General features: G+C 26.5%; 28 protein-coding genes. 6 read left to right on the top strand and 22 right to left on the bottom strand.

Going from position 1 to position 25,447, the window contains the following annotated elements:
- Positions 1–176: 176 nt before the first annotated feature.
- The 4 genes from JNUCC81_RS08695 to JNUCC81_RS08680 all read right to left on the bottom strand — a co-directional run bounded on the left by JNUCC81_RS08695 (position 177) and on the right by JNUCC81_RS08680 (position 3,141).
- Positions 177–632, bottom strand: coding sequence for a DIP1984 family protein (locus JNUCC81_RS08695; RefSeq protein ID WP_208331739.1), 456 nt, complete (start codon positions 630–632; stop codon positions 177–179).
- A gap of 139 nt (positions 633–771) precedes the next feature.
- Positions 772–1,320: a hemerythrin domain-containing protein gene (locus tag JNUCC81_RS08690; protein WP_454096220.1), complete on the bottom strand. Its 549-nt coding sequence runs from the start codon at positions 1,318–1,320 to the stop codon at positions 772–774.
- Positions 1,321–1,342: 22 nt separating this feature from the next.
- Positions 1,343–1,981, bottom strand: coding sequence for a hypothetical protein (locus tag JNUCC81_RS08685; protein ID WP_454096219.1), 639 nt, complete (start codon positions 1,979–1,981; stop codon positions 1,343–1,345).
- 212 nt (positions 1,982–2,193) lie between these two features.
- Entirely contained in the window at positions 2,194–3,141 is a 948-nt protein-coding gene (locus JNUCC81_RS08680) for an L-lactate dehydrogenase (protein WP_454096218.1), read from the bottom strand.
- Positions 3,142–3,450: 309 nt separating this feature from the next.
- Here JNUCC81_RS08680 and JNUCC81_RS08675 point away from each other — a divergent pair, with 309 nt between their 5' ends.
- Complete coding sequence (locus tag JNUCC81_RS08675) at positions 3,451–4,650, top strand: DEAD/DEAH box helicase (protein WP_454096217.1); 1,200 nt, start codon at positions 3,451–3,453, stop codon at positions 4,648–4,650.
- A gap of 76 nt (positions 4,651–4,726) precedes the next feature.
- On the opposite strand, the gene JNUCC81_RS08670 is transcribed toward JNUCC81_RS08675, so the two are convergent.
- The 7 genes from JNUCC81_RS08670 to JNUCC81_RS08640 all read right to left on the bottom strand — a co-directional run bounded on the left by JNUCC81_RS08670 (position 4,727) and on the right by JNUCC81_RS08640 (position 11,705).
- The gene (locus JNUCC81_RS08670; RefSeq protein ID WP_454096216.1) at positions 4,727–5,236 is read right to left on the bottom strand and encodes an HD domain-containing protein; all 510 of its coding nucleotides are present in this window, start codon (positions 5,234–5,236) and stop codon (positions 4,727–4,729) included.
- Between the two features lie 25 nt (positions 5,237–5,261).
- The gene (locus tag JNUCC81_RS08665) at positions 5,262–5,861 is read right to left on the bottom strand and encodes a DedA family protein (protein WP_454096215.1); all 600 of its coding nucleotides are present in this window, start codon (positions 5,859–5,861) and stop codon (positions 5,262–5,264) included.
- Positions 5,862–6,060: 199 nt separating this feature from the next.
- Entirely contained in the window at positions 6,061–7,065 is a 1,005-nt protein-coding gene (locus JNUCC81_RS08660) for a LacI family DNA-binding transcriptional regulator (RefSeq protein ID WP_454096214.1), read from the bottom strand.
- A 12-nt stretch (positions 7,066–7,077) separates the two neighbouring features.
- Positions 7,078–8,574 (bottom strand): UDP-glucose--hexose-1-phosphate uridylyltransferase, encoded by a 1,497-nt coding sequence (gene galT, locus JNUCC81_RS08655; RefSeq protein WP_454096213.1) that lies wholly within the window; start codon positions 8,572–8,574, stop codon positions 7,078–7,080.
- Positions 8,575–8,585: 11 nt separating this feature from the next.
- Positions 8,586–9,575: a UDP-glucose 4-epimerase GalE gene (gene galE / locus JNUCC81_RS08650; RefSeq protein ID WP_454096212.1), complete on the bottom strand. Its 990-nt coding sequence runs from the start codon at positions 9,573–9,575 to the stop codon at positions 8,586–8,588.
- A gap of 13 nt (positions 9,576–9,588) precedes the next feature.
- Positions 9,589–10,752: a galactokinase gene (locus tag JNUCC81_RS08645; RefSeq protein ID WP_454096211.1), complete on the bottom strand. Its 1,164-nt coding sequence runs from the start codon at positions 10,750–10,752 to the stop codon at positions 9,589–9,591.
- A 20-nt stretch (positions 10,753–10,772) separates the two neighbouring features.
- Complete coding sequence (locus tag JNUCC81_RS08640; protein ID WP_454096210.1) at positions 10,773–11,705, bottom strand: hypothetical protein; 933 nt, start codon at positions 11,703–11,705, stop codon at positions 10,773–10,775.
- Between the two features lie 183 nt (positions 11,706–11,888).
- On the opposite strand from JNUCC81_RS08640, the gene JNUCC81_RS08635 reads away from it, so the two are divergent.
- Positions 11,889–12,395 carry a nitroreductase family protein gene (locus JNUCC81_RS08635; protein ID WP_208332053.1) on the top strand — a complete coding sequence of 169 codons (507 nt, stop codon included), beginning with the start codon at positions 11,889–11,891 and terminating at the stop codon, positions 12,393–12,395.
- A 69-nt stretch (positions 12,396–12,464) separates the two neighbouring features.
- Here the strand turns inward: JNUCC81_RS08635 and JNUCC81_RS08630 are convergent, their stop codons facing one another.
- The 4 genes from JNUCC81_RS08630 to JNUCC81_RS08615 form a co-directional block, all read right to left on the bottom strand.
- Entirely contained in the window at positions 12,465–13,196 is a 732-nt protein-coding gene (locus tag JNUCC81_RS08630) for a hypothetical protein (RefSeq protein WP_454096209.1), read from the bottom strand.
- A gap of 18 nt (positions 13,197–13,214) precedes the next feature.
- Entirely contained in the window at positions 13,215–13,499 is a 285-nt protein-coding gene (locus JNUCC81_RS08625) for a hypothetical protein (RefSeq protein ID WP_454096208.1), read from the bottom strand.
- 25 nt (positions 13,500–13,524) lie between these two features.
- Entirely contained in the window at positions 13,525–14,283 is a 759-nt protein-coding gene (locus JNUCC81_RS08620) for an alpha/beta hydrolase (protein WP_454096207.1), read from the bottom strand.
- A gap of 117 nt (positions 14,284–14,400) precedes the next feature.
- Positions 14,401–14,685 carry a hypothetical protein gene (locus JNUCC81_RS08615; protein ID WP_454096206.1) on the bottom strand — a complete coding sequence of 95 codons (285 nt, stop codon included), beginning with the start codon at positions 14,683–14,685 and terminating at the stop codon, positions 14,401–14,403.
- Between the two features lie 273 nt (positions 14,686–14,958).
- Here JNUCC81_RS08615 and JNUCC81_RS08610 point away from each other — a divergent pair, with 273 nt between their 5' ends.
- On the top strand, positions 14,959–16,320 hold the full coding sequence (locus JNUCC81_RS08610; RefSeq protein WP_454096205.1) for a glycosyltransferase family 2 protein: 1,362 nt from the start codon (positions 14,959–14,961) through the stop codon (positions 16,318–16,320).
- Positions 16,321–16,378: 58 nt separating this feature from the next.
- Here the strand turns inward: JNUCC81_RS08610 and JNUCC81_RS08605 are convergent, their stop codons facing one another.
- From JNUCC81_RS08605 to JNUCC81_RS08590, 4 genes are all read right to left on the bottom strand, one after another.
- Positions 16,379–17,752, bottom strand: coding sequence for a GntP family permease (locus tag JNUCC81_RS08605; RefSeq protein ID WP_454096204.1), 1,374 nt, complete (start codon positions 17,750–17,752; stop codon positions 16,379–16,381).
- Positions 17,753–17,837: 85 nt separating this feature from the next.
- On the bottom strand, positions 17,838–18,833 hold the full coding sequence (gene pdxA / locus JNUCC81_RS08600; RefSeq protein ID WP_454096203.1) for a 4-hydroxythreonine-4-phosphate dehydrogenase PdxA: 996 nt from the start codon (positions 18,831–18,833) through the stop codon (positions 17,838–17,840).
- Positions 18,834–18,858: 25 nt separating this feature from the next.
- The gene (locus tag JNUCC81_RS08595; protein WP_454096202.1) at positions 18,859–20,172 is read right to left on the bottom strand and encodes a four-carbon acid sugar kinase family protein; all 1,314 of its coding nucleotides are present in this window, start codon (positions 20,170–20,172) and stop codon (positions 18,859–18,861) included.
- A gap of 18 nt (positions 20,173–20,190) precedes the next feature.
- Complete coding sequence (locus tag JNUCC81_RS08590) at positions 20,191–20,952, bottom strand: DeoR/GlpR family DNA-binding transcription regulator (RefSeq protein WP_454096201.1); 762 nt, start codon at positions 20,950–20,952, stop codon at positions 20,191–20,193.
- Positions 20,953–21,201: 249 nt separating this feature from the next.
- Here JNUCC81_RS08590 and JNUCC81_RS08585 point away from each other — a divergent pair, with 249 nt between their 5' ends.
- Positions 21,202–22,434: an aminotransferase class I/II-fold pyridoxal phosphate-dependent enzyme gene (locus tag JNUCC81_RS08585; RefSeq protein ID WP_454096200.1), complete on the top strand. Its 1,233-nt coding sequence runs from the start codon at positions 21,202–21,204 to the stop codon at positions 22,432–22,434.
- 98 nt (positions 22,435–22,532) lie between these two features.
- On the opposite strand, the gene JNUCC81_RS08580 is transcribed toward JNUCC81_RS08585, so the two are convergent.
- The 3 genes from JNUCC81_RS08580 to JNUCC81_RS08570 all read right to left on the bottom strand — a co-directional run bounded on the left by JNUCC81_RS08580 (position 22,533) and on the right by JNUCC81_RS08570 (position 24,083).
- Positions 22,533–23,129, bottom strand: a complete 597-nt coding sequence (locus JNUCC81_RS08580; protein ID WP_208332063.1) for a TIGR04100 family radical SAM protein — start codon at positions 23,127–23,129, stop codon at positions 22,533–22,535.
- Positions 23,130–23,155: 26 nt separating this feature from the next.
- Positions 23,156–23,638, bottom strand: a complete 483-nt coding sequence (locus JNUCC81_RS08575) for a TIGR04002 family protein (RefSeq protein ID WP_208332069.1) — start codon at positions 23,636–23,638, stop codon at positions 23,156–23,158.
- 235 nt (positions 23,639–23,873) lie between these two features.
- On the bottom strand, positions 23,874–24,083 hold the full coding sequence (locus tag JNUCC81_RS08570) for a hypothetical protein (protein ID WP_208332064.1): 210 nt from the start codon (positions 24,081–24,083) through the stop codon (positions 23,874–23,876).
- Positions 24,084–24,265: 182 nt separating this feature from the next.
- Here JNUCC81_RS08570 and JNUCC81_RS08565 point away from each other — a divergent pair, with 182 nt between their 5' ends.
- Both JNUCC81_RS08565 and JNUCC81_RS08560 read left to right on the top strand, forming a co-directional pair.
- Positions 24,266–24,742 (top strand): permease, encoded by a 477-nt coding sequence (locus JNUCC81_RS08565; protein ID WP_454096199.1) that lies wholly within the window; start codon positions 24,266–24,268, stop codon positions 24,740–24,742.
- A 2-nt stretch (positions 24,743–24,744) separates the two neighbouring features.
- A complete protein-coding gene (locus tag JNUCC81_RS08560) occupies positions 24,745–25,266 on the top strand; it encodes a permease (RefSeq protein ID WP_286183994.1) in 522 nt (173 codons plus the stop codon).
- Positions 25,267–25,447 lie beyond the last annotated feature (181 nt).

Genomic DNA, 25,447 nt, shown 5'->3' with positions numbered 1-25,447 from the left:
GTTATTATATGTAATATTGTTATGCCCAAAAATTCTTTTAGGACTTACTGTCAATTGTATTAGGCTAAATATTAATTGTTTTGTATCGCCTTTAATACTACGATAAGTCAAATATAGAAACTTTTCCCCGTTTCTAGGGTTAATGTTCACCTTTAGATAAGCTACCTACTTTTGTTTTATTTTAATTCTGTTGTCCAATTTTTTTCTTGTATTTTTATATCTAATTCTCTGTATTCTTTTGCTAATGAGTCAAGCTCTTTTTGCAATTTAGGTATTTTTACTGTAGTTACAAACTTTACTTCTGATTGACTGTATCTATCATGTCTTATTGTAGCTTCATCTAATACAGAAACTAATATATTTCTTTTCCTCTTTATACTATCTCTTGTACAAATAACATCTGATAAAGTTATATCTTTTTCAAATATAGTATTAGAATTTGTGCTGTTTATTCTTTTTATTAATTGTTCTAGCTCATCTACAGTTTTATTTAATTCTTCAAGAAGTTTAATAGGATTCTCTGCAACATCTTCACCTTCTTGAACTTTTACATTGTTAATTATACGATTTTTTAATTCATGAATTTTATTTTGATAATCTGCTCTAAGCATAAGTGCTTGTGCTAGTTTCATATTTTATTCTCCCTATAGTATAATATAAGTTATATTATACTATAGGGATTTACTAATATGCAAATCAAATAAATAAAAATGAACTCTAAAATTAGAGTCCATAAAAATAATATATAATTTTCATATTTATATCTTCTTATTAAAATAATTTATATTCTAAATCATTTAATATTTTTAGGCACTTATCTTTATTTTCCTTGTTTGCATTTTCATAAACTATACACTCTATGTCTAATTTATCTAATAATTCTTTACTAAGTTTATTTTTAGCAAATGTAAATACAACTCTATCTTCTTTGTCAATGTGTCTTTCTAATAAATGTGTATAAGATATTGCATTTGCTATTACATCTAGTTTAGATTCATTATCTCCATTTATTAGTTTATTAAGTGCTTCTTCTAAGTTTTTTACATAAAGTCTTCCATAGTCATGTTCCACCATCATACCATGTTTAACTACTTTTTCTGCTAGTTCTCCTAAATTTTCAATCATTACTTTGAAAAGTATGTTTTCTTCTTTTTTATGATGATGCTCATCTGCATAGTTTTTTATAAAATAAATAATATCTTCAAAGTCTTTATAATCTATATCTTTATTTTCCATTAAATTAAAACATAATCTTCTTATAACTTTAAGCATACGAGTTACATATTTATGTTCTTCTATCATTAAATTTATAGTCTCCATAACATCTCCTTAAACTCTATTTTTAATTTCTTTCTATTATTTTTACCCCGTTTTCTTCTTCTTTATATACAAAATCATTACTAATTGTGTTTACAAAAGATTTTATCCATAAATTTCTTAATTCATAGAATAAGCTAACATCTACACCTGCATCGTTCCATATATCTTTGTGAACACATAGTCTTTTCTTCCACTCTACCCTATCTTCTGTTGAAGTTATAACTTCATCAACTCTATCACAAGGCATTCCATCTAAAATATAGTCGTTTATTTTATTATATATTTTACTTGCATCACTTAAATCTATATTTTGGTTTATTGCTTCTTTACCTGCTTTTATCCCTTGGTCAATATATACTTTTTCTATTTTAGTAATTGAATTTTTATTATTTTTAAGTATTTCGCTTATCCAAGTTGCCATCCTACCTTCTGCTGAATGAATTTTTTCTTGTAACCATCCATGTATGTTGCCATGTTCTATAATTTCTTCTAATGGTTTATTTGGTAGTTTTTCACCAAATTTTAAGTTTATTTCTTTACTTAATTTATCTATATCTAATCCTTCACTTTTAGCGACTTTTATTATTTCATCTTCTAAACCTTCAAACCATAGTATTTTACCAAATAACCAATAATGTATTTTACCTAAATATAAGCTCATAACAAGCCTCCTTATAATTAATTATTAAATTTATATTTGTCTTACATTGTTAATATTAGATTAAATATATAATATAATACCTATAAAATAATTTACGTAACATAGGTTACAGTTGTAAAATATTTTATAGTTTGAAATGAAAACTAAGATTGAAACAAATAAAAACCACTTAGATTTATATTCTAAGTGGTTTTTATTTGTTTTTTATTAGTTTATTTTAAATCTAATTTTTCTATATTTTCCTTCATTATAGATATAGAATTATCTAATTTTTCTTTTTCTGTTTTTTCAAGTGGTAAATGGATAACCTCTCTAACACCATCTTTATTTACTATACTTGGTACTGATATATAAACATCTTCATGTCCATAGTGACCTTCTAAATAAGATGAAACTGTTAAAATACTATTTTCATTTTCAAGTATTGCAGTAGTTATTTTAGTTAAAGCCATACCTATTCCATAATATGTCGATTTTTTACATTCTATTATTTTATACGCGATATTTCTAACTTCATCTTCTATTTCTTCTAAATCATCAAAATCTATTTTACTATCATTTCTAGATGCTATTTGATATATTGGTTGAACACCACATAATGCATAACTCCATGCTACAAACTGTGAATCTCCATGTTCACCCATTACAAATGCATTTATATCTTTTGGATTTACATCTAATCTTTCTCCCAATGTATATCTAAGTCTTGCTGAATCTAGAGTAGTTCCTGATCCTATTACTTTTGATTTTTCATATCCTGATAATTTTTGAGCTACATAAGTCATTATATCAACTGGATTTGTTGCTATTAATAGTATTCCTTCAAATCCAGATTTTTTTATTTCACCTATTATAGATTCCATTATTTTAGTATTTTTTTGTAATAAATCCAGTCTAGTTTCATCTTCATTTTGTATAGCGCCTGCTGTTATACATATTACATATGCATCTTTACAATCACTGTAATCACCTGCATATATTTTCATTTTTCTTGGAGCAAAACTAAGACCATGGTTTAAGTCTATTGCTTCCCCTTGGGCACGTTTTTTATCTAAATCTATCAAAACTAATTCTTCACAAGTTCCCTGATTTACCATTGAGTATGCATAACTCATACCTACCATACCTGTCCCAACTATAACTACTTTATTTTTCTTCATTATTTTAACTCTCCTCGTTAACTCTTTGTTTTAAATAATTTTTCCATATCTAATGTTATTTATTAATATAAATCATTTTTTGTCATATTTTTTTATAAATTGTTAATTATTTATTAATATAATACCCTTATTAAATACTTTCAATCCAAATAATTACATTTATTGTATAAAAAATACATTATAATTTCAATATAATTTCAATTTATTCTCATTAAATTATTTTTGTTACAACTTTTTATATTGTTATGTATAAATTTTCTTGTAATAAGTGTATAATTAGATATGGAAAAAACAATAAAGGAGTAAAAAATGACTACATTTAAAGATTTAAACTTAAGCAACAATTTAATCGATGGACTAAAAAAGCAAAATATAACTTCTCCAACTGAAGTTCAAGGGCTTAGTATAGAAAAAATATTAGAAAATAAAGATTTATTAATAAATGCACAAACGGGAAGTGGAAAAACTTTAGCTTATTTACTACCTATGTTTGAAAAAATAGATACTACAAAGAGAGAAACTCAAGTGTTAGTTCTTGCACCTACTCATGAGCTAGTTATGCAAATAGCAGAACAAGCAAAGATACTTGCAACAAACTCAAATGTAGATGTAACATCATTTACTATAATAGGTGAAGTAAATATACAAAAACAAATAAAGAATATAAAAGCTATAAAGCCACATATAGTTGTTGGAACTTGTGGTAGAGTTTTAGATTTAATAAAACAAAAGAAATTAAAAGCACATACAATAAAAACAATAATTTTAGACGAAGTTGATAGCTTACTTAGTGGAAGCAATACATCTGTTGTTAAAGATATAGTAAAAACTACTTTAAGAGATAGACAGCTTTTAGGATTTTCTGCTAGTTTAAATGAAAATACAATAGATATTTGTAATTCATTAATGAAAGAACCTGAAGTTTTAAAAACAAAACAAGAACTTCCTATAAATTCTAATATAAACCATATGTATTTATATGGAGATAGAAGAGATAAATTTACTTTACTTAGAAAAGCATTAGCTGCTACTTCTCCAAAGAGAGCTATAATATTTGTTAATGACGAAGATAGTATAGAAATTATAACTTCTAAATTAAATCATCATAACTACAAAGCTGTTGGTATATTCGGTAGAATGACTAAAGAAGATAGAAAAAATGCTCTAAACTCATTTAAAATAGGTAAATCTAAAGTATTAGTTTCTACAGATTTATCTGCTAGAGGATTAGATATAGTTGATATAACTCATGTATTTAACTTAGATTTCCCTGCCAGTAAAAATGAGTATATCCATAGATCTGGTAGAACTGCTAGAGGAAATAGAAAAGGTGATACAATATCTATAGTTACAAATCAAAATTTATCTACGGTTAGAGACTATAAGAGAAACTTCAAGATCGATATTAAACCGATGGATTTAAAAGAAGGTAAATTAGTTCCTGCTACTTTTGATAAAAAGAAAGATAATCCTAAACCTAAATCTAATACAAAACCAAATAAAAAATAGTTTTTATAAAATATTAAAATAAAAAGAGATATCTTTAGATATCTCTTTTTATTTTAACTAATCTTAATATACTTATTTAATTTTTGTCATCTATCATTTTAAAGAAATTGACTATTTCATTAACATTTTCTTTATGATGATTTCTCGCTACATCTAATATTAAATTATCATCAATCATATCTTTTAATATTTCATAACTGTACTCACTATGTTTATAATAACATTGAACCTTTTTAGATTTCTCAAATTTTATCAATTCGCCCTTAGTTAATTTATTTAAAATTACTATTATAGATTTATCAATTACATTTAATTTCTTTCTAGTTTTACCTATATCATGAAGCAGGGCTGCTTTTATTAGCCTATTTTTATTATTTATAATCTCAATATTATCAATATCTTTATTATCTATAATATATTCAATATCTTTCGCTATTCTAACACAATGTTTCTGTTCTGATTTTAATAGTTTTGTAAATAAACTTAATTCTTCTTTATTTAATATTTCAGTAACGTAATTATAGTCTTCATTTTTCATAACATCTGTTACATTCATATAAAATTGTTTTACTCTTTTAGGTATCATGCTTTTCTCCTAAATTTTTATGAATTTATCTTTTATGTCTATTCTTTTTTACCATATAATAAGTAGCTATTCCTATTGCCATCAAAATAATCATTATTATTGAGTAATTTTTCATTATATGTGTTATCTGATGTAAGTTTCCTCCTAACACATAGCCTAAATATATAAGTACAATATTCCATATGCTTATACCAATTGATGAATATAATAGAAATGATCCTATATTCATTTTGGTCATACCAGCAGGTATAGAAATAAATGTTCTAGCTAATGGAACTACTCTTGCAAGCATAACTGATAATTTTCCATATTTTTTTATCCACCATGTAGATGATTTAATAGATTCTTTCGTTTTTGGATGATTTTCTAGTAAATATTTTATTACTGATTTTCCAAAATACAATCCTAATAAATAATTTGTAATACTACCAACTAACCCTCCTATTATAGATATTATTACAGCAATTTCAAATCCTATATTACCTTTAGATACCATTATCCCTACAAATGGTAAAACAACCTCACTAGGCAATGGTAGATTTGCATATTCTAACATAACAATAATAAATATACTTATTAATCCATATTCTTCAATGAAATTTTGCACTAAAATGTTTATATCCATATTTTTATTCCCTTATTATAATAAATTCCTTCCTAATATTAATATATTTTACTCGATTTATATTTTATAATTTATCTTTATAATTTCATTATATATAAAATAAGAATATTTTTAAATATATTACTGTAATAAGTTCTATAATATTTACTATTTTATCATCTTATTAAAAAAATAAAAAGATACACTAAAGTGCATCTTTTTATGTATTTCTTATAATTAGCTTATTATTTAATATAGTTCTTTTACTATACTTATTATTATTTTCTATTTTTTCACTAAGAAGCATTCCTGCATTTTTTCCTAGCAAAAACATATTCTGGTCAACTGTACTTAGCTTTGGTTCTACCATTTCACTAAGTTCTATATTATCATATCCAATTACTGATAATTCACTTGGAATTTTTTTATTAAGCTTTTTACATGCATTTATTATCCCGATACCCATAAGATCATTGCAAGCAAATACTGCACTTATTTCTTTATTTTTACTTAATATTTTTATAGCTTCTTCCATAGTCTTGTTTACAGTTTCTCTACCATTTCCTTGACCAATATTTATTATATATTCTTTTTTTAAATTTGAAATTTCACTCATAATTTCTTTATATGCTTTTTCTTTTACGTCATAAGAATAACTATTTTCCCCTCTTATAAAAAGTATATCCTTATGATTATTTTCTATTAAATGACTTATAGCTGCTTTTGCTCCATTTTCTTCATCATTAGATACTGATGAAATGTATTGACTATTTATATTCCCATTTACAGATACTATAGGAATATTTTTAGCTATATTGTCAAAAAAATTTGACTTAGAATTTTCTACATTCGGGTCAACTAATATTATCCCTGCTACATTTCTTGCCATAAGTTCATTTACTCTTGTAAGTTCTTTTTCTTTATCGTGATTTGTTGTACATAAAAATATTGAATACTTAGAGTTATCGAAATAGCTTTCTATTCCATTTACAACATCTGTAAAAAACATATTGCTTATACTTGGGACTACTACACCTATAGTGCTTGATTGCTGCTTTATAAGATCTCTAGCTTGAGTATTTGGTGTATAATTAAGTTCTTCTATTACTTTTAATACTGTTTCTTTTGTTTCTTGTTTTACTGGATAATTTCCGTTTATTACCCTAGATACAGTTGCAACAGAAACATTGGCAGCTTTTGCCACATCTACTATAGTATTTTTCATATTATCTTATCCTTACAATATTTTTATAAATTTATTAAATGCCTTTATACCTTTTTCATCCCTTTTAAATACTCCCGCATGTTCTAAAACTTGTGCAAATTTTTTACCAACTTCATCTTTAACTATTTTATCTACATTATCTTTAGTTATATTTTTATATTCTTTTAATATATATTTGTACCAATTGGCGTGATGTTTTAACTCTTCATTGTTATTTATATCACTAACACCTTCAATTAAAAGTTTAGATATTTCACTTAGTTCATCCTTAAGTCTTGCTGGAAGTACCGCTAATCCCATAACTTCGATAAGTCCTATATTTTCTTTCTTTATATGATGAACTTCACTATGTGGGTGGAATATTCCTAGAGGATGTCTTTCACTCGTTCTATTATTCCTAAGAACTAAATCTAATTCATATAAACTTCCATTTTTTCTAGCTATTGGAGTTATCGTATTGTGATGTTCACCATTACTTTCACAAATTATGTCTACATCTAAATCAGAGTAAGTTCTCCATGTATTTAATATACAGTCTGCTAAATCTATAATTTCTTCTTTACAATTACCACTTAGTCTAATTACAGACATAGGCCATTTTACACGAGATAGTTTTGTATTTCCAAATCCTTTTATTTCAAAACTTTCTTCAATCGATGCAGTTTCCATTGCAAAAGTATAATTACCTCCTTGGTAATGGTCATGAGAAAGTATAGATCCACCAACTATTGGTAAGTCTGCATTAGATCCTGCAAAATAATGAGGTAATTTATCTACAAATCCTAATAAATTTTCAAATGTCTTTTTACATATCTTCATAGGAGTATGTTTATCATTAAGTATTATGCAATGTTCGTTATAATAAACATAAGGTGAGTATTGTAAAAACCAATTTTCCCCTGCAAATTCCATAGGTATTATTCTATGATTTTGCCTAGCTGGATGATTTATATTTCCACTGAAACCTTCATTTTCTTTGCATAATAAACATTTTGGATATGAAGTTGATTTCATAAGTTTAGCTTTTGCTATATCCCTTGGGTCTTTTTCTGGTTTTGACAAATTTATAGTTAAATCTAAATTACCATATTCTGTAGATGTTTTCCATACTATATTTTTATCTGTTCTATCTTTTCTTATGTAGTTTGAGGCAATACTTAGATTGTAGTAATAATATGTGGCTTCTTTTTTATCACTTTTATATTTTTTATTGAAAGTTTTTATAACTTCTGATGGTCTTGGCATTAACATATTCATTAATTTAGTATCAAATAAATCTCTTTGTGCTGTTGTATCTTCTATCATGCTTTTTTCAACTGCATAATCTAAAATATTTTCTAGTATTGGAGTTGCAGTATCTAAAAATTCATTAATATAAACTTCTTCAAACTCATCTAAGTTTAATAATTCTAGTATTAAGTTAGATGCATATACTGCATCTAACTTATCTATTAAATTCTTTTGAATACCAAAATTTATAAGTCTATTTATCTCATAATTTATGTTCATAATTTATCCCCCTATTTTTCAAACCCATTTGGATGACTTTTATGCCAATTCCAAGCATCTCCTATCATTTTCTTAACATCATCAAATTCTGGTGTCCATCCTAAAATCTCTTTTGCCTTTTGGCTAGATGCAACAAGTTTTGCAGGATCTCCAGCACGCCTTTCTCCAATTACTACTTTTATTTCTTCCTTAGTAGCATCAATTGCAGCCTCTATCATTTCTTTTACAGTAAATCCATTACCACTGCCTAAATTAAATATATTACTTTCATTTCCTTCTCTTAAATAATTAAGTGCCTTTATATGTGCATCAGCTAAATCTATTACATGTATATAGTCTCTTATACAGCTACCATCATGAGTATCATAATCTTCACCGAATACTGTTATGTAATCTCTCTTTTTAAGTGGTACTTGAAGTATAAGTGGTATTAGATGAGTCTCTGGAGTATGATCTTCACCTATATATCCTCCATCTATTGCACCTGCTACATTAAAATACCTAAGTGATACATATCTAGTACCATAAGATTTATTTGTCCATTTCATCATTTTTTCCATAGCTAGCTTAGTTTCACCATAAGTATTTGTTGGGTTAGTTTCATCATCCTCAAGTATTGGTATTTGTTTTGGCTCACCATATACCGCTGCTGTTGATGAAAATACTATTTTATCTACATTATACTTTACCATAGTTTCAAGAACTACTTGAGTTCCGTAAACATTATTATCATAATATGTTAAAGGCTCTGTCATACTTACTCCAACTAAAGAGTTTGCTGCAAAGTGTATTACTGCCTCTATATTATTTTCACTAAATACCTTATCTAAAAATTCTCTATCTCTTATATCCCCTTTATAGAATTTTGCATCTTTATGAAGTGCATCCATATGACCTGTTTGTAAGTTATCAACTATTATTACGTCTTCACCATTTTTTATAAGTTGATGTGATGTGTGACTTCCTATATATCCTGCTCCACCTAATACTAATATTGACATCTTTTATCCCCCTTTACCCTATTTTTCTAGTTCCATTTGATATATTCGCAACATAAAATGTTGGTGCATATCCTATTTCTTTTTCATATTCTTTTGATATATTTTCTATAAAATCTCCAACACATTCATCTTGAACTATACTTACTGTACATCCACCAAATCCAGCTCCAGTCATACGAGAACCTATTATTCCTTCTTGCTTAAGAGCTAAGCTTACTAATGTATCAAGTTCTTTTCCTGTTACTTCATAATCATCTCTTAATGAAACATGAGAACTAACCATTAATTGACCGAATAAATATAAATTATTTTCTTCTAGTGCTTTAACTGCTTTTAAAGTTCTTTGGTTTTCATATACTGCATGCTTGGCTCTTTTTCTGTCTATTTCATTTTCTATTAAACTCTTATTAGCTTCGAATTCTTCTTCACTTAATTCACCTAATGAATTTATATTTAATTTAGATTTAAGATTTTTAAGTGCTCTTTCACATTCAGCTCTTCTTTCATTATATTTAGAATCTGCCAATCCTCTTCTTTTATTAGTATTTCCTATTACTATTGAGTACCCATCCATATTTATTTGACTATATCTATAATTTAAGTTATTGCAATCAAGTAGTATTGCACACTTATCTTTACCCATACCTATAGCAAATTGATCCATTATACCACAATTAACACCTATGAACTTATTTTCTGCTTCTTGGCATAGTTTAACAATGTCTATCATATCTATATTTAAGTTATTGTAGTACTTACATATTTCTCCCATTAAAAGTTCAAGTGAAGCTGATGATGAAAGACCTGCACCATTTGGTATATTTCCATATACTAATATATCCAGTCCGCAATCTATATCATATCCATTATTTTTAAGTACTTTAACTACCCCTTTTGGATAATTTACCCAATCATCTATTTCATCATAAACAATATTATCTAAATCGAATTCTACAACTCCAATATTTTCAAAGTTTAAAGAATACATTCTAATTTTTTTATCATCTCTTTTACTGCTTACTCCATAGGTTCCAAAAGATAATGCACAAGGAAATACATGTCCTCCATTATAATCAGTATGTTCTCCTATTAAATTAACCCTTCCCGGTGAAAAAAATAAATCCTCACACTCTTTTTCAAATATATTCTTAAAATCAACCTTTAATTTATCTAACATATCTATTCCCCCTGATATATTTAAATTTCTATATTTTTTATTTGTTCTTCTACCTTTTCTACTAGATTATTGTTATCACTTTTAACTAAATACCAATTTTCATTTAAGACTACTTTTTCACCCTTAGATATGGTTTTTAATTTTCCTAAACTTTCTAACTCTAAAAATAGCTCTTTTGTATATATCTCAAAGTTTGCTCCATAATCAGAGTAATCTGAGACTTCTGTATATATATCATCAAAAGTTTTTAAAAAAATATTTTCCTCTACTATATGAGCTGACCATCTATCAGTGTTATTTATTCCTATTTTAAAGGCATCAGAATTATTAGTATCTTGAGTTATCTTTAAATATCTATCATCTATAAAACTCATTCTTTCATCGTTAAATTTTGTATATGGCCAGTATGCAAGTACTCTATTTGGAGTAAATGTAGTTTTTTTATTACTTATCGGAGTAATAGAAACTCCATTTTTACAAAGAGTTGTTATAGCCCATGGAGCTATAGTTTTTTCTTTTTCATCTAAATTAATTATTTCATTACTTATATTCACCTTAGATGAATTTTTATCTAAAACAATATTTAATATTTTTTGAATATTGTTGTACTCTTCAATATTTCCAATTATTTTTACACCATTTTCAATTTCTTCATAAGTTATTTTACTATTTTCTGGATAATAGCTTCTTGGCATATATTCTGGGCTAATCCATAATCTATGGCCTCCATATAAGTACCATTTATTATCTGTATATTCACTGTAGTTACTTAAATCTTCAGTAACTAATCTATCTATATCTTCAAACAACATATTTTCTTCATTAATAAATGAATATCTTATAATTCTAGGTCCTAATTCAAGTGGAACTACAAGTTCAATTATTTCATTACTTATATGCAAACATTTTCCGAAATTTTGATAATTAATCTGGCTCGTTTTTATATTCCCCATATATATCTCCTTTTCATAATAATTATTTAAAATAATTTGCTACTAAACTTCCCTATACCAATATAGTAAACGATTACTATTTCTATGTAAAGAAATAAATTTAACAATTTTCAAATTATTTTATGTCTAATTTTTAATTTTTATGGTATAAAATTATTATAAATTAATTAAGGGGGTACTTATATGTTAGATGTAATAAAAAATAGACGTAATATAAGAAAGTTCAATGGGATTGAGGTTGAACAAGATAAGATTATAGAGATAATAAAATCAGGTATGCAAGCTCCTTCATCTAAAGATTCTAGACCTTGGGAGTTTGTAATAGTAAACGATAGACAAACACTAGATTCTCTATCTAAAGTTCATCATGCAGCTAAACAATTAAAAAACACTAAAAATTGTATAGTTTTACTTGGAAATAGAAATAAGTTTTTTAAAGTAGGTAGATGGATGTTAGACTTATCGGCTTGTATGGAAAATATGTTGCTAGAAGCAGTAAATCAAGATGTCTGTGCTGGATGGATTGGATGTTTTCCGAAAAAAGTTAGAATGGATTATATAAGCGAAATATTAAATTTACCTGAACATATAGTACCATTTTGTATAATTGCCCTTGGCTATTCTTATGAAGAAAAAAACGAATTTATTGATAAATTCGATGAAAGCAAAATACATTTAAATAAATATTAATTATAAAAGCTATGTACTGGTCATATAATCAATACATAGCTTTTTAATTTTATAGCAATAAAATTTAAGCTATTTGTTCTTATATTTACTTTCCATATTTATCATTATTTTTTCTAAATCAAAAGTAAGGTTAATATTTAAATTATCGGATTTAATACTTATATCATTAAAAGTAGTACCTTTAAAATTATTTTTATAAATTATTATATTTCCATTATTAAATTCAACTTTAAATTCATTATCTTTAGGTATCCATTCCTTTATAAATTTATTAGTACTAAAATCTACAAGCCATTTAAATACTTTTATATCTAAAAATTTAACTTCTTTTATTTCAATTTGTAAATCTTTATTTTTATTTATTACAGGTTTGATTGTCATTTCAACTGGAGTTTTTATTTTATCATTAACTTTATAAGTAACATTAATTGTCGCTATGTCTTTTCCTAATGATATTTTTACATTTTCTAATTTTTTATTTTTTACAATGTTATCCATTATGTAATTTAATCCATTATTAACTGTTTCTTTTGGAACTAAAACATTTCCTTTAAAACCTACTGGGCTATTTATGACTTTAAGCTCCTCTACTTCTAAACCATATAAAGAACTTACAAATTCTATAGTATTTTTTATAGATTTATTTTGTATATTACTATGATTAGATTCAATTTTATCTTTTGGAGTTTCTATACTTTCTTTATTATCTTCTTTATTAATTTTCATAAATACAAACAGTATTAGTAAAATTGCAAATCCTAATCCAATCCACTTAATTATCTTTTTATTACTTTCATTCATTAAAAAATACTCCCTTTATTATTCTTTTAAATTTTTATCTATTTTATATTTTATAAATATAGGTGCAGCCCATATTCCTATTGTTGAAATTATTATATTTATATATAAGTTTTCTATGTACGCAAAAGATAATCCATTGATTATTATAAATATAAGTCCATAAATATAAAAAGATGGCCAATATATATCATAGAAACTTCCGCATTTCTTACACCTATATCCTAAGTAACCATTTTTTATGTAAACTATATATCCTTCCTTAAAACTTAATTCATCATTGCATTCCTCACAAACCTTAAACATTATGTCCTCCCTCTTTAATAGCTTGTCATTTATCTAAAAAAGACTCAAATTCATTGCATAAATAACCTAAGTCTTTTTCGTCATAATAAAAGTGACCTGAATTTTGTAGACAAATTATTTTATTTTGACTATTTAATCTCTTTTCAAATACTTTTAAACTTCTATGACTTACAAGTTCATCTTTCATTGTATGTATAACCAACATTGGCACTTCAACTTTTTTTAAACTATTTCTTGATCTTATTATTAAATTAAATAAATCTATATATCTAGGTAACCATCTTAAATATGTTAAAAATGAACATCTCTCTACACTAAAAGCATTATACGCATGGTTTGTAAGCATATCTTTTTCATCTATTTTACCTAGGGCTATCTTTAAACTACTTATTGCAATATTTAATTTTACTCTAACATGCATTGGTGTTGAAATAGATACTATTGATTTTATACTCTCTCTATGTTCTAAATAAGATAATATAGATAATGTAGCTCCCATAGAATGGCCTACTAGTATAATATTTTTATATTTTTCTTTCCATTTTAGTATTTCTTCATCTACACATTTGACCCATTTTTTTAAACTACTATTTGCAAAATTTTCTCCACTTTTACCATGACCGTCTAAAAGTATAGCCGATATAGAATAACCTTTTCTCAAGGCAAGTTTTGCAAATGGTCTAAATTGATTTGGACTTTCTAATATTCCATGTATAAATATTATAATCGTATCTGAATCTTTTTTTTCATTATAGAAAGAATTGTGTTCATATTTTTTTATCATTTTTTAACTCCCAAATATACTTAATTTAACTTAATCCTTTTGATTAATTTTAGATAATATAAAAATAGTACCATATACTTAATGTATATGGTACTATTTACTAAAATCTTTTTAGTTTTACTTCATGTGATTTCTTATTATTACATCAATGATATAATCTAAATTTACATTATTTTTATCTATATTTTCAAGTTCTAACACATACTCTTCAAACTCAACTTCTACACAAACGCAGTGTTCATTTTCATCATTTATGTAATCAACTAATCTATAGTTCTTTATTTCTTCTTGTAAGTACTCTTTTAGTTCATTATATTCTTCTTGGCTTATTTGGTTTTGTTTAGTTTTGCAACAACCTTTGCCACTACTACAACAACCTCCACCACTATTACAGCATCCCATAATTTTTTACTCCTTATCATTAGTCTTAATACTTATACTACCCTATATCAAGATATATAATCATATCTTATATTATATATTAATTTGTTGATTTATCAATATTTTAAATAAATAAAAATATATTAATTAAATATATATTTAATTTTTTACATTTAAGGTAATTAATTGTATTTGTATGAAATGTATAGAAATACAATTAATTTATTTTATAATAGTATAATATAATTTTATATTATATTTTAAAATATATCTATACAAAGGGGGAATACACATTTGTCATCGTCTGAATTATTAGCCATAGAAGAAGTATTGCCCAGGGAAAGTAAGAAGAAAAAAAGGTATATATCCATTAGAACTAAGTTTTTTATAAGTCTAATTTGTGCTATTTTATGGATATCATTTTCTATATATTTATCCATTCCATGGGTTAAAGATTTATCTTTCTTAACAAATATATTTATAGGTCTATTTATAATAGGTGGAATTGCTTATGTTCCTGGTTTTATGAACTCATTTTTAATTTCTAGTTTATTGCTAGATAGGCAACCAAATTTTAAAGTTAAAAATCCAATAGATGAAATTACTATATTAGTTGCAGCTTACAATGAAGAAGAAGGTATATTTAATACACTTAAATATATAAAAAATCAAGAATATGATGGAATAATAAATACGTTAGTTATAAACAACAATTCTAATGATATGACTGTAAAAGAGGTCTATAGAGCAAAAAAAGAATTAAATATGAATATATCATGTATAGATGAACCTAATCCAGGTAAATTTAATGCTTTAAATACAGGATTAAAAAACACTACTAGTAAATATGTAATCACTCTTGATGCAGATACACTGCTTCATAAAAAAGCTATAAAACACTTAGTTTCTAGAGTTAATAGTGCACCTAGTGATATAGCAGCAGTTGCCGGAAGTGTACTTGTTAGAAATAGCAGAGATAACTTACTTACTAAATTACAAGAGTGGGATTATTTTTTAAGTATATCTTCTATTAAACGTATGCAAGGAATGTTTCAAGGTACTTTAGTTGCTCAAGGTGCATTTAGTATCTATAAAACTACAATCGTAAAAAGCCTTGGTGGTTGGTCTGATGCTATAGGCGAAGATATAGTTCTTACTTGGAATATGTTATCTAAAAATTATAGAGTATATTTTGAACCTCTTGCTATTGCTTTTACAGATGCTCCAACGAAATTAATTCATTTTATACGTCAACGTTCCAGATGGGCTAGAGGTATGATTGAAGGATTAAGAATGGTTAAGCCTTGGAAACAGCCTAATATATATTATAAGTTTCTAACATCTATAGATTTACTTATACCTTATATGGATTTTTCATATACATTCTTTTTCATTCCAGGATGCGTATTAGCTTTATTTGGTAAATTTTATATAGTTGGACCTGCACTAATATTAGTTCTTCCTATTACTGCACTAAGTTTTCTTACTTTATTTTTTTATCAAAAGAAAAAAGTATTCGATGAACTAGAATTAGTTGTAAGGAAAAATATTTTTGCGTTTATAATCTTTTTATTAGGTTATCAATTATTAATGTCTCCCGTTTCATTATGGGGATATATTCAGGAACTTTTTAATATGAAAAGAATTTGGAAATAAATAATTTTATGATATAAATTTAAAAACCCTACTAAGATTTCTCTTAGTAAGGTTTTTATTATATAAATATACTTAGTATCATTAATTCTACAAATCCTACAGCCCACACTATTGTACTAGCTACTGAATAAACTCTTATTTGTTCTTTAACTTCTGTCACTCCTAAAGTTCTATTTACAACCCAGAAGTATGAATCATTAAAGTGAGAGAATACTAATGAACCTATACAAGCTGATAGTACCGCTAGTTCTGGACTTATTCCAAGTGTTGCCATCATTGGAGCTGTTACTGATGCCGCTGTTGTCATTGCAACAGTTCCACTTCCTTGAATAATTCTTACTATCGATGCTATAGCAAATGGTATTACTACTGCTGGAAGTGGCGTTTGTGCTATTAATCCTGCTATGTAATCTCCTGCTCCACTGTCTCTTATTATCATACCTAAAGCTCCACCTGATCCTGTAACTAACATTATTACACCTGCAGATTTTATACCTTTTTCCATTATCGTTGTTATTTCTTTTTTATCATATTTTGATCCAAGTCCATATATTGAAATTAATAGACCTATTGAAACTGCTATTACTGGTGAACCAAAGAATTTTATATATTCCATTATTTCTCCATTGTAACTCATTTGAGTTGCCACAGTATTTATAAGTATCAATATTATTGGCACAAATATAGGCATAAATGCCATTGATGCAGATGGTAAATTTTCATCTTCATCAATTAATGTTGTTGCTATTTCATTTGAATTATATTCAGTTGTATAACTTTCTCCATCTTCTGAAGGTATTCTATACATTTTTTTGCCTAAATATTTTGCATAAGCTAAGCCTACTAAAGTCATTGGTATTGCACATATTATTCCTAGCAATAAAACTGTTCCTACATTTGCTCCATATATACCTGCAACGCCTACTGGCCCTGGAGTAGGAGGAACTAATGAATGAGTTATAACTAATCCTAACGCTAGTGCTAGTCCAAGCGAAATAACCGATTTCCCGGTACTTCTAGATATAGACTTTGCAAGAGGTGATAAGATAACAAATCCTGAATCACAGAATATTGGAATTGATACTAAAAATCCTGTTATAGATAATGCTAATTCTTCTCTTCCTTTACCTAATTTTTTAACAAATATTTGGGCCATCTTTTTCGCTGCTCCAGATACTTCAAATATTTCTCCCATCATTACACCAAAACCAATTATAATTCCTATACTACCTAAAGTATTTCCAAAACCTTTAGTTATGCTATTTACTACTTCTACTGCTGGCATTCCACCTACAATACCTGTTACTGATGCTGATACTATCATTGCTAAAAATGGATGTATCTTCGTTTTTAACATCATGAATATTAAAAGTGTAATCCCTAATCCTAAGCCTAATAAAATTTTAGGTCCTGATATTATTACATCTTCCATGCTGATATTTCCCCCTATTATTAAATTTAGTTTGCATAAGGTGTAACTTATTACTTATGCAAACTATTTAATTAAGTTTAATTTATTATTTATTAAAATTAGGTGCATATTCTGATGCAAGTCTTATAGCTTCTTCTAAACTTATTTCGTTAGCTATATTTTTACCTGCTATATCAAAAGCTGTTCCATGATCTACTGACGTTCTTAAAAACGGCATGTTATTAGTTATTGATATTGTTCTATGGAAATCTACCGTTTTAGTAGCTATATGACCTTGGTCATGATAAAGAGATAATACTGCATCATAATTTCCTTGAAGTCCAAAGAAAAATACTGAATCCGCTCCTATAGGGCCTATTACGTTTATTCCTTCTTCTTTAGCTCTTTTTATTGCATTTTCTATTCCTCTTTCTTCATCTCCAAATAATCCATGCTCTCCACAATGAGGATTAAGTCCAGCTACTGCTATTTTAGGATTTTCTATTCCTAATTCTTTTAAAGCATCTTTTGATCTTACTATAAATTCATACATATTTTCTTCTGTTACTAAGTCGCACGCTTTTCTAAGTGATACGTGTCTACTTAAGAAGAATACTCTTAAGTTATGTACCTGAAACATTGTAAGTGGATTGTAAGTATTCGTTAAATCCTCTAAAACTTCTGTATGCCCAATATATGGTACTTCTCCCGCTTTAAATGATTCTTTATTTATTGGTGTTGTAGCTATAGCATCAACTTCTTTTTTCATTGCCATGTCTATTACTTTTTCTATGTATTCAAATGCCGCTCTTCCACACATTCCACTAACTATTCCGTACTCAAATTTATCCATATTTATATTATCTAAATCTATTAAATTAAGAGTTTTGTTATTATAAACACCTTCTTTAACATCTTTTATAACTTTTATATCTAAATCCAAGTCACATACTTTAATTGCCCTTTCTATTACTTTCTTATCTCCAACTATAACTGGATTACAATATGAGTTTGTACTTTCTTTAGCTATTGACTTTACTACTATTTCTGGCCCTATTCCTGCTGGATCTCCTAAAGGCACTCCTATATATGGCTTGTTCATTTTTATTCCTCCCAATTTTTAATTTTTATTTTACGTAATATTGTGTTGATATTTTAGTTAGAAGATAATCTATACACATTGATAGTGTCTCCTTATCACCTATAAGCCCACCTTTTGTTATTGCTGGCATATTAGGATATTTTCCACCGATAAACCTTCCATATACTGCTAATGGTATTACTTCATCTTTTATATCAATACCTTCTACCTGAAGTCTTTTCATAACTTCCATAGTTACATCTCCACCACTAGTGTATAATGCGCCTATTGATGAGTTCGATATTTGTAGAGATAATTCAGTAATTAATGCTAATCCTTCATTTATTTTAACTGAAATTGATTCTTCATCTAAATTTAATTCTTTTGATAAACTACTTAAATCAAGTACTTCATCTTCTCTTGTTGTTGTAACAACTCCTAGTATATTTGATGTAGCATATTTTAATTTTTCTTTTACTATTTCTATGACTCTTTTTATTTCTTCATTTTTTAATTTATCATCTATAAGTTTTAATGGATCTACTTTTATAAGACTTGGAGACTTACTTACTGCCAAATGTTCTATTTGACTTATCGTAGTTTTTGAAACACTTCCGATTGCAAAGAAAACTTTCTTTCCTTGTTCTACAATAGATTCTCCACAAAATTCATTCATTAAACATTTAGTATATGGACCTGGATCTACTGAAATTATGTTTAAATTTGATAGTTTAGATGCTTTTGCTATTATTTCTATATCTTCATTAGTTACTGCATCTACTACGATTATTTTACTGCCTTGATCTGCTAATTGTTTAATCTTTTGACCTAAATAAGTTTCCCCTCTTAAAACTTCATTTATTTCTATTGAACTAATTTTATATTTAGTTTGATTTTTAATTATGTCACTTACTCTTGAATTAGTTATTGGACATTTAGGGTCTCTTGCAACTAATGTTTTTTCAAGTGGTATAGAGTTTACTAATAAAAATCCTCCTATAGCTATTCTTCCAGAGTCTGGATATGATGGTACTACTATGGCTATTGAGTCTTTTGTATTATCTAATATTGCATCAATTTCTGAACCAATATTACCTCTTAATGTACTGTCAATTCTTTTTGTATACATTGGGTTATTATGCTTTACTCTATTTACTTCATAACTTACCTTCTCATAAGCTTCATTAGGTTTTATACCTCTACTATCTGTACTTACCGCTACAATATCATACTTATTAGCATTTTCTTTATTTATTAAGTTAGCATCTATAAATGTAGAACATTTAAACCCTTCTTTAGCTAATAGTACACTTGTTGCATTTGCTCCTGTCAGATCATCTGCTATTATATATAACTTCATATTTTTCCCCCAATATGACTAAACTAATTTTATATTAACTTCGTTTTCTTTCAAATTTGCTTTTAATTGTTCATTTATGTTTTTGTTTGTTATTACTAAATCAAATTCTTTTAAGTTACAAATCTTAGCAAAACTATTTTTGTTAAACTTAGAATCGTCAGTTACTAGAATTTTATATTCTGATGAGTTTAATATAGCTTTTTTGACTTTTACTTTATCCATAGTAAATGTAGATAAACATAAGGATGAATTTATTGCACTAGCTCCTAAAAAACATACATCTGCATTTATATTATTTAAAAATTGAACAGTATTATCATCTATGCAGCTTCCAACTTCCATTTGTATTCTTCCGCCTGCACAGTAAACATCAATATTTTTATATTTCATAAGATAGGCTGCTATTAATATATCTGTTGTTACAACCTTTAAATCTTTTTTGTCTATTAAATTCTTAGCAATTTCCATGCATGTAGTCCCCGAATCCAGTATTACGATAGATCCATCAGAAACTAAATCTGCTGCTTCTTTTGCAATGCCTACTTTTTCTTCTATACATGCTTTTTCTTTTTCTTCGTATGAAACTTCTGTAACTATATTTGATTCAATAACAGCTCCACCAAAAACTCTTGTTATTAGACCATCGTTTTCCATCTTGTCTAAGTCTCTTCTTATAGTCATCGATGTTACTTCACAAATTTTGGCTAATTCACTTACAGTAGCTTTTTTGTTATCTAATAAGTAGTCATGTATCTTTTTATGTCTATTTAACTGAAACATATATTACCTGCTTTCATTTTTGTTTATTTTGTTCATTTTGTTCATTCATGTTCATTTTTATATTTTTATAATAACGTTTGTACATTTTATTGTCAATATTTTTGTTTATTTATGTTCGTTTTATTTTTAACTTTATATTCATACAATTTTCAATTAATTTTATGTATTTTTATTTTTTTCAAATAATTTGTATCTAAATATTGCTATTTTAAATATGATATATTATACAAATATTTTGGAGGGAATGTAATGACATTTTTAGACAACTTAGTTTCTGACAGATTAGGTGGTTCATCATTTTTTACTGGCAACAAAAAATTGTACAAGTTTGAAAAAATCAAAAAATTAACTAAAGAAGCTAAATTAAGTAATCCTAATATAAATCTTATTGATATGAGTGTAGGAGAACCTGATAGAATGGCTGATGAATCTATAGTTGATATTTTAAATTTTGAAGCAAGAAAACCTGAAAATAGATATTATGCTGATAATGGAATTGTTGAATTTCAAGAATCCGCTTGCAGATATATGCATAATGTTTATAATATAGATGGGTTAACTTCTGATAATATTATGCATGGTATCGGTTCTAAGTCTATACTATCAATTTTACCTATGTGCTTTATAAATCCAGGTGATATATCATTAGTACCTGTACCAAGCTACCCAACTTTAGCAAGCTATACAAGATTTTTAGGTGGAGAAGTTTATACCCTTCCCCTTTGTGAATATAATGATTTTTATCCTATTTTAGAAGATATACCTTGTGATGTATTAAAAAGATCTAAAATGTTATATCTAAATTATCCTAATAATCCCACTGGACAAGTTGCTACTTATGAATTTTATAAGTACATTGTTGACTTTGCTAAGAAAAATAATATTTTAATTGTATGCGATGCTGCATATGGTAATTTAGTTTATGATAATTATAAACCATTTAGTATTTTTAGTATTGATGGTGCAATGGATACTTGTGTTGAGATTCACTCACTTTCTAAAGCTTTTAATATGACAGGTTGGAGGCTTGCTTTCTTAGTTGGAAATAAAAATGTTATTAAGCTTTATTCAACTATGAAATCACATGCAGATTCAGGACAATTTAGGGCAATTCAATTAGCTGGTGCTTATGCATTAGACAATTATAGTTTAGTAGATGAAAATGTTATTAGATACTCTAGAAGATTAGATTTATTAGTAAAAGCACTAAGAGAAGTCGGTTTTGATGCAAAAAAACCTAAAGGTGGGTTTTATGTATACGTTCCTATGCCTAAAGGGGTAAAAAGCGGTATTATATTTAAAAATGCAGATGACGCTTCTCTTTATATCCTATCTACGGCCCTTATATCTACAATTTCTTGGGATGATTGTGGTGGATTTTTAAGATTTTCAGCTACTTTTAATGCAGATACAGTTGAGGATGAAATTAAAGTTATTGATGAATTGAAAAGAAGATTAATCTCTTTAAATTTAGAGTTTTAATTATAAAATATTATATCTCTTAACATAAAAAATGAACTCAACTTGAGTTCATTTTTTATGTTATACAATTATAATTTCCAAATATATATTTTAGCTACTTATTCTTTGTGTCTAACTCTTAGCTCTATCCCTAGACTATTTGCTATATCATATGACTTTTCTATTTGTTCTTTAGGTATACTATCAACTACAGAAAATTTAACTTCTTTTATGTATTTTTTGCAATCACTAGCAAATTTAAGCATTGCATCAAAAGATTTTTCTCCAAATGCTGGTCTAGTAACTTCATTATATGATTTTTTATCTGGAGCATTTAAACTTATTGATACAGAATCTATAGCATCACTTAACATAATTGCAGTATCTTTTTTATGAATTAAATCACTAAGCCCATTTGTATTTACTCTTACTTTTATGTTACTTTTATTTTTTATAAATTTGGCAATTTCAACAACCTCGTTTATTCTAACTAACGGTTCTCCATAACCACAAAATACAATTTCTTTAAATTCATCTATATTATAATTTTTAAAAGCATCCTTTACCTCTTCTATACTTGGTTCATGATCCATCCATAAACTTCCACTACTTGCTACTTCATCGCCCTCATCTCTTATACAAAATGTACATTTACATGGACAAAGATTTGTTATATTTATATAAAGACTGTCTTCTATTGTGTATAAAATATTCATGTTAATTCCCCCATATTAAATTGATTTTAGTTAAAGTATTTTTTCTTTATATCTAATTTATCAAGCGCTAATCCGATTAATATAAATACTATAAAACTTCCTATAGGCTGTACTAATCCTATTAATGAAAACACAAATGCGCTTGTAAAACTTCCATATATTATTCCATCTGCAATCATATATAATATCCATCCTACAAAACCTGCTATAAATGATCCTAATAGATTTCTTGTATTTATTATTTTATTAGTTTTAGATGTTAAAAATAATACTAATATTGATTTTATAATTAATGTAGGTATTATATATATAGCATATCCTGTTATTAAATCAGCCATAGCCGCTCCTATTGCAGCACAAAAAATTGCATAGGGCATTGGTAATAATGTTGCACCTAAGTATATGAATGCATCTCCTATATGTACATATCCCTTACCCCCAATTGGTATATGTAGTATATATGCTGTAGTCAAACATATAAATGCTGCAAATAATGCGGCTGTAACCATATATCTAGTTTTCTTACTTCTATTATTTATTCTATCATTTAATCTACTCAAATTTTTCTCCCTCCTAATTAAATTGTAGTATCTAATTCTATATTTTTATATTATATTACTATTAATACCATGTATTTTATATAGTATTTTATGTTTTCCTTTTAAAAATATCATTGTATCGGTACAATCCTCTAAGTATTATTTAATAAAAAAGACGAGAAATTAACTTTCTCGCCTTATAAGTTTATTTATTTTCTTTTTTCATTTGCTGTTTTATTTGTGCTGCAAATTTCTTTTGTTCAAATCTATCCATCATTTCATCTTTTTTTGATTCCATGATATGCATTGCACCTTCGAAATTATCTTTAACATCTTCAGCAACTTCTTTTGCCATATACTTAGCTTTTTTAGCTGTATCTTTCACATCTCTTTTTAAACCATTCATATTTTCCATAACTATGCCTCCTATGTTAATACTTTTTAATATAATAATAGATACAATTTTTGTATCTATCATTATATTGCCCAATATATTATTTATAATTTATAGTTTGAATATTAACGCATAATTATTTGTTTAACTCTTTATATATCTAAATCATAGTATAGTATATTAATAAAACAAGGAGTGATTTTATGACATCATATATTATGTATGGTCTTTGTATTATAGTTTTTCTTATTGCTTTTATAAAAGATAAAGATAAAACTAAAAAAGCTCTTAAAAGTTCCTTTAAATCTTTTGAAAATATAATGCCTCAGTTTCTTTCTATAGTAATTATTATTTCTTTAATTTTATCTATTGTAAATCCAAGTACTATTTCTAATCTTATTGGCCCTGATTCAGGAATTTTAGGTACTACAATATCAGCTATTATGGGTTCAATTACAATGATGCCAACTTTTGTTGCATTTTCAACTGGAGACTCTTTATTAAAAGGTGGCGCAGGATATGCTCAAGTTGCAGCTATGATTTCTACACTTACTATGGTTGGTGTTTTAACATTTACATTAGAAGCCGAATATATAGGTAAAAAAGCTGCGTTTTTTAGAAATCTTATTGCTTTTTTATTTGCATTTATTGTTGCATTTTTCGTTGGAGGTGCATTTTAATAATGAATATAAAATTTCTTTTAAATCGATATAAATATTTTTTAATAGGATTTTTAATTTGTATTATTATATATTTTTATAACAACAATTTAGGCATAAATATTTTTAAAAATGTAAAATCTAGTATTTTGCAAATGCTTTCTATCCTTCCTCCAGTAATGATATTGCTTGGATTTATGGATGCTTGGATCCCTAGAGAATATTTTATGAAATATATGGGTAAAGATTCTGGAGTTTTAGGAATATTTTTATCTTTTTTAATAGCTTTTTTCGCTGCTGGTCCTATGTATGCAGCTTTCCCTTTTACTGCTGTACTACTAAAAAAAGGTGTTAAGTTTTCTAATATTATTATCTTTTTAAATGCTTGGTGTGTAACTAAGTTCTCAACTTTATTATTTGAATTTGGCGCTTTAGGATATAAGTTTACATTAATTAGGTTATTAATAGATATTCCTGGCGTTATTATAATGGGATATATAGTAGATTATTGTGTTAATAGAAATAATAAAAAAATCCCCCTATAAGTTGGATTATTATAAGGGGAAATTTTGTTGTAATGATGACTCAATATGAGGATGTGAGGGAGGGCCATCATTACAACGGGGTATTATATTATGGTTTTTAAGCTAGTCTTTTCTATAGTTATATAATACATTTTCTATATGAATTTTTTGTGAGTTTATTATGAATAGTGTTTGAAATTTA

It is taken from the genome of Faecalimicrobium sp. JNUCC 81 (genome assembly GCF_053667625.1).
This window is presented reverse-complemented; position numbering and strand designations above follow the sequence as displayed.

What these genes read in the sequence shown, in the direction of transcription:
- JNUCC81_RS08695 (WP_208331739.1), bottom strand. Translation starts at nt 632, where the DNA reads ATGAAACTAGCACAAGCACTTATGCTTAGAGCAGATTATCAAAATAAA.
- JNUCC81_RS08690 (WP_454096220.1), bottom strand. Translation starts at nt 1,320, where the DNA reads ATGGAGACTATAAATTTAATGATAGAAGAACATAAATATGTAACTCGT.
- JNUCC81_RS08685 (WP_454096219.1), bottom strand. Translation starts at nt 1,981, where the DNA reads ATGAGCTTATATTTAGGTAAAATACATTATTGGTTATTTGGTAAAATA.
- JNUCC81_RS08680 (WP_454096218.1), bottom strand. Translation starts at nt 3,141, where the DNA reads ATGAAGAAAAATAAAGTAGTTATAGTTGGGACAGGTATGGTAGGTATG.
- JNUCC81_RS08675 (WP_454096217.1), top strand. Translation starts at nt 3,451, where the DNA reads ATGACTACATTTAAAGATTTAAACTTAAGCAACAATTTAATCGATGGA.
- JNUCC81_RS08670 (WP_454096216.1), bottom strand. Translation starts at nt 5,236, where the DNA reads ATGATACCTAAAAGAGTAAAACAATTTTATATGAATGTAACAGATGTT.
- JNUCC81_RS08665 (WP_454096215.1), bottom strand. Translation starts at nt 5,861, where the DNA reads ATGGATATAAACATTTTAGTGCAAAATTTCATTGAAGAATATGGATTA.
- JNUCC81_RS08660 (WP_454096214.1), bottom strand. Translation starts at nt 7,065, where the DNA reads ATGAAAAATACTATAGTAGATGTGGCAAAAGCTGCCAATGTTTCTGTT.
- galT (WP_454096213.1), bottom strand. Translation starts at nt 8,574, where the DNA reads ATGAACATAAATTATGAGATAAATAGACTTATAAATTTTGGTATTCAA.
- galE (WP_454096212.1), bottom strand. Translation starts at nt 9,575, where the DNA reads ATGTCAATATTAGTATTAGGTGGAGCAGGATATATAGGAAGTCACACA.
- JNUCC81_RS08645 (WP_454096211.1), bottom strand. Translation starts at nt 10,752, where the DNA reads ATGTTAGATAAATTAAAGGTTGATTTTAAGAATATATTTGAAAAAGAG.
- JNUCC81_RS08640 (WP_454096210.1), bottom strand. Translation starts at nt 11,705, where the DNA reads ATGGGGAATATAAAAACGAGCCAGATTAATTATCAAAATTTCGGAAAA.
- JNUCC81_RS08635 (WP_208332053.1), top strand. Translation starts at nt 11,889, where the DNA reads ATGTTAGATGTAATAAAAAATAGACGTAATATAAGAAAGTTCAATGGG.
- JNUCC81_RS08630 (WP_454096209.1), bottom strand. Translation starts at nt 13,196, where the DNA reads ATGAATGAAAGTAATAAAAAGATAATTAAGTGGATTGGATTAGGATTT.
- JNUCC81_RS08625 (WP_454096208.1), bottom strand. Translation starts at nt 13,499, where the DNA reads ATGTTTAAGGTTTGTGAGGAATGCAATGATGAATTAAGTTTTAAGGAA.
- JNUCC81_RS08620 (WP_454096207.1), bottom strand. Translation starts at nt 14,283, where the DNA reads ATGATAAAAAAATATGAACACAATTCTTTCTATAATGAAAAAAAAGAT.
- JNUCC81_RS08615 (WP_454096206.1), bottom strand. Translation starts at nt 14,685, where the DNA reads ATGGGATGCTGTAATAGTGGTGGAGGTTGTTGTAGTAGTGGCAAAGGT.
- JNUCC81_RS08605 (WP_454096204.1), bottom strand. Translation starts at nt 17,752, where the DNA reads ATGGAAGATGTAATAATATCAGGACCTAAAATTTTATTAGGCTTAGGA.
- pdxA (WP_454096203.1), bottom strand. Translation starts at nt 18,833, where the DNA reads ATGAACAAGCCATATATAGGAGTGCCTTTAGGAGATCCAGCAGGAATA.
- JNUCC81_RS08595 (WP_454096202.1), bottom strand. Translation starts at nt 20,172, where the DNA reads ATGAAGTTATATATAATAGCAGATGATCTGACAGGAGCAAATGCAACA.
- JNUCC81_RS08590 (WP_454096201.1), bottom strand. Translation starts at nt 20,952, where the DNA reads ATGTTTCAGTTAAATAGACATAAAAAGATACATGACTACTTATTAGAT.
- JNUCC81_RS08585 (WP_454096200.1), top strand. Translation starts at nt 21,202, where the DNA reads ATGACATTTTTAGACAACTTAGTTTCTGACAGATTAGGTGGTTCATCA.
- JNUCC81_RS08580 (WP_208332063.1), bottom strand. Translation starts at nt 23,129, where the DNA reads ATGAATATTTTATACACAATAGAAGACAGTCTTTATATAAATATAACA.
- JNUCC81_RS08575 (WP_208332069.1), bottom strand. Translation starts at nt 23,638, where the DNA reads ATGGTTACAGCCGCATTATTTGCAGCATTTATATGTTTGACTACAGCA.
- JNUCC81_RS08570 (WP_208332064.1), bottom strand. Translation starts at nt 24,083, where the DNA reads ATGGAAAATATGAATGGTTTAAAAAGAGATGTGAAAGATACAGCTAAA.
- JNUCC81_RS08565 (WP_454096199.1), top strand. Translation starts at nt 24,266, where the DNA reads ATGACATCATATATTATGTATGGTCTTTGTATTATAGTTTTTCTTATT.
- JNUCC81_RS08560 (WP_286183994.1), top strand. Translation starts at nt 24,745, where the DNA reads ATGAATATAAAATTTCTTTTAAATCGATATAAATATTTTTTAATAGGA.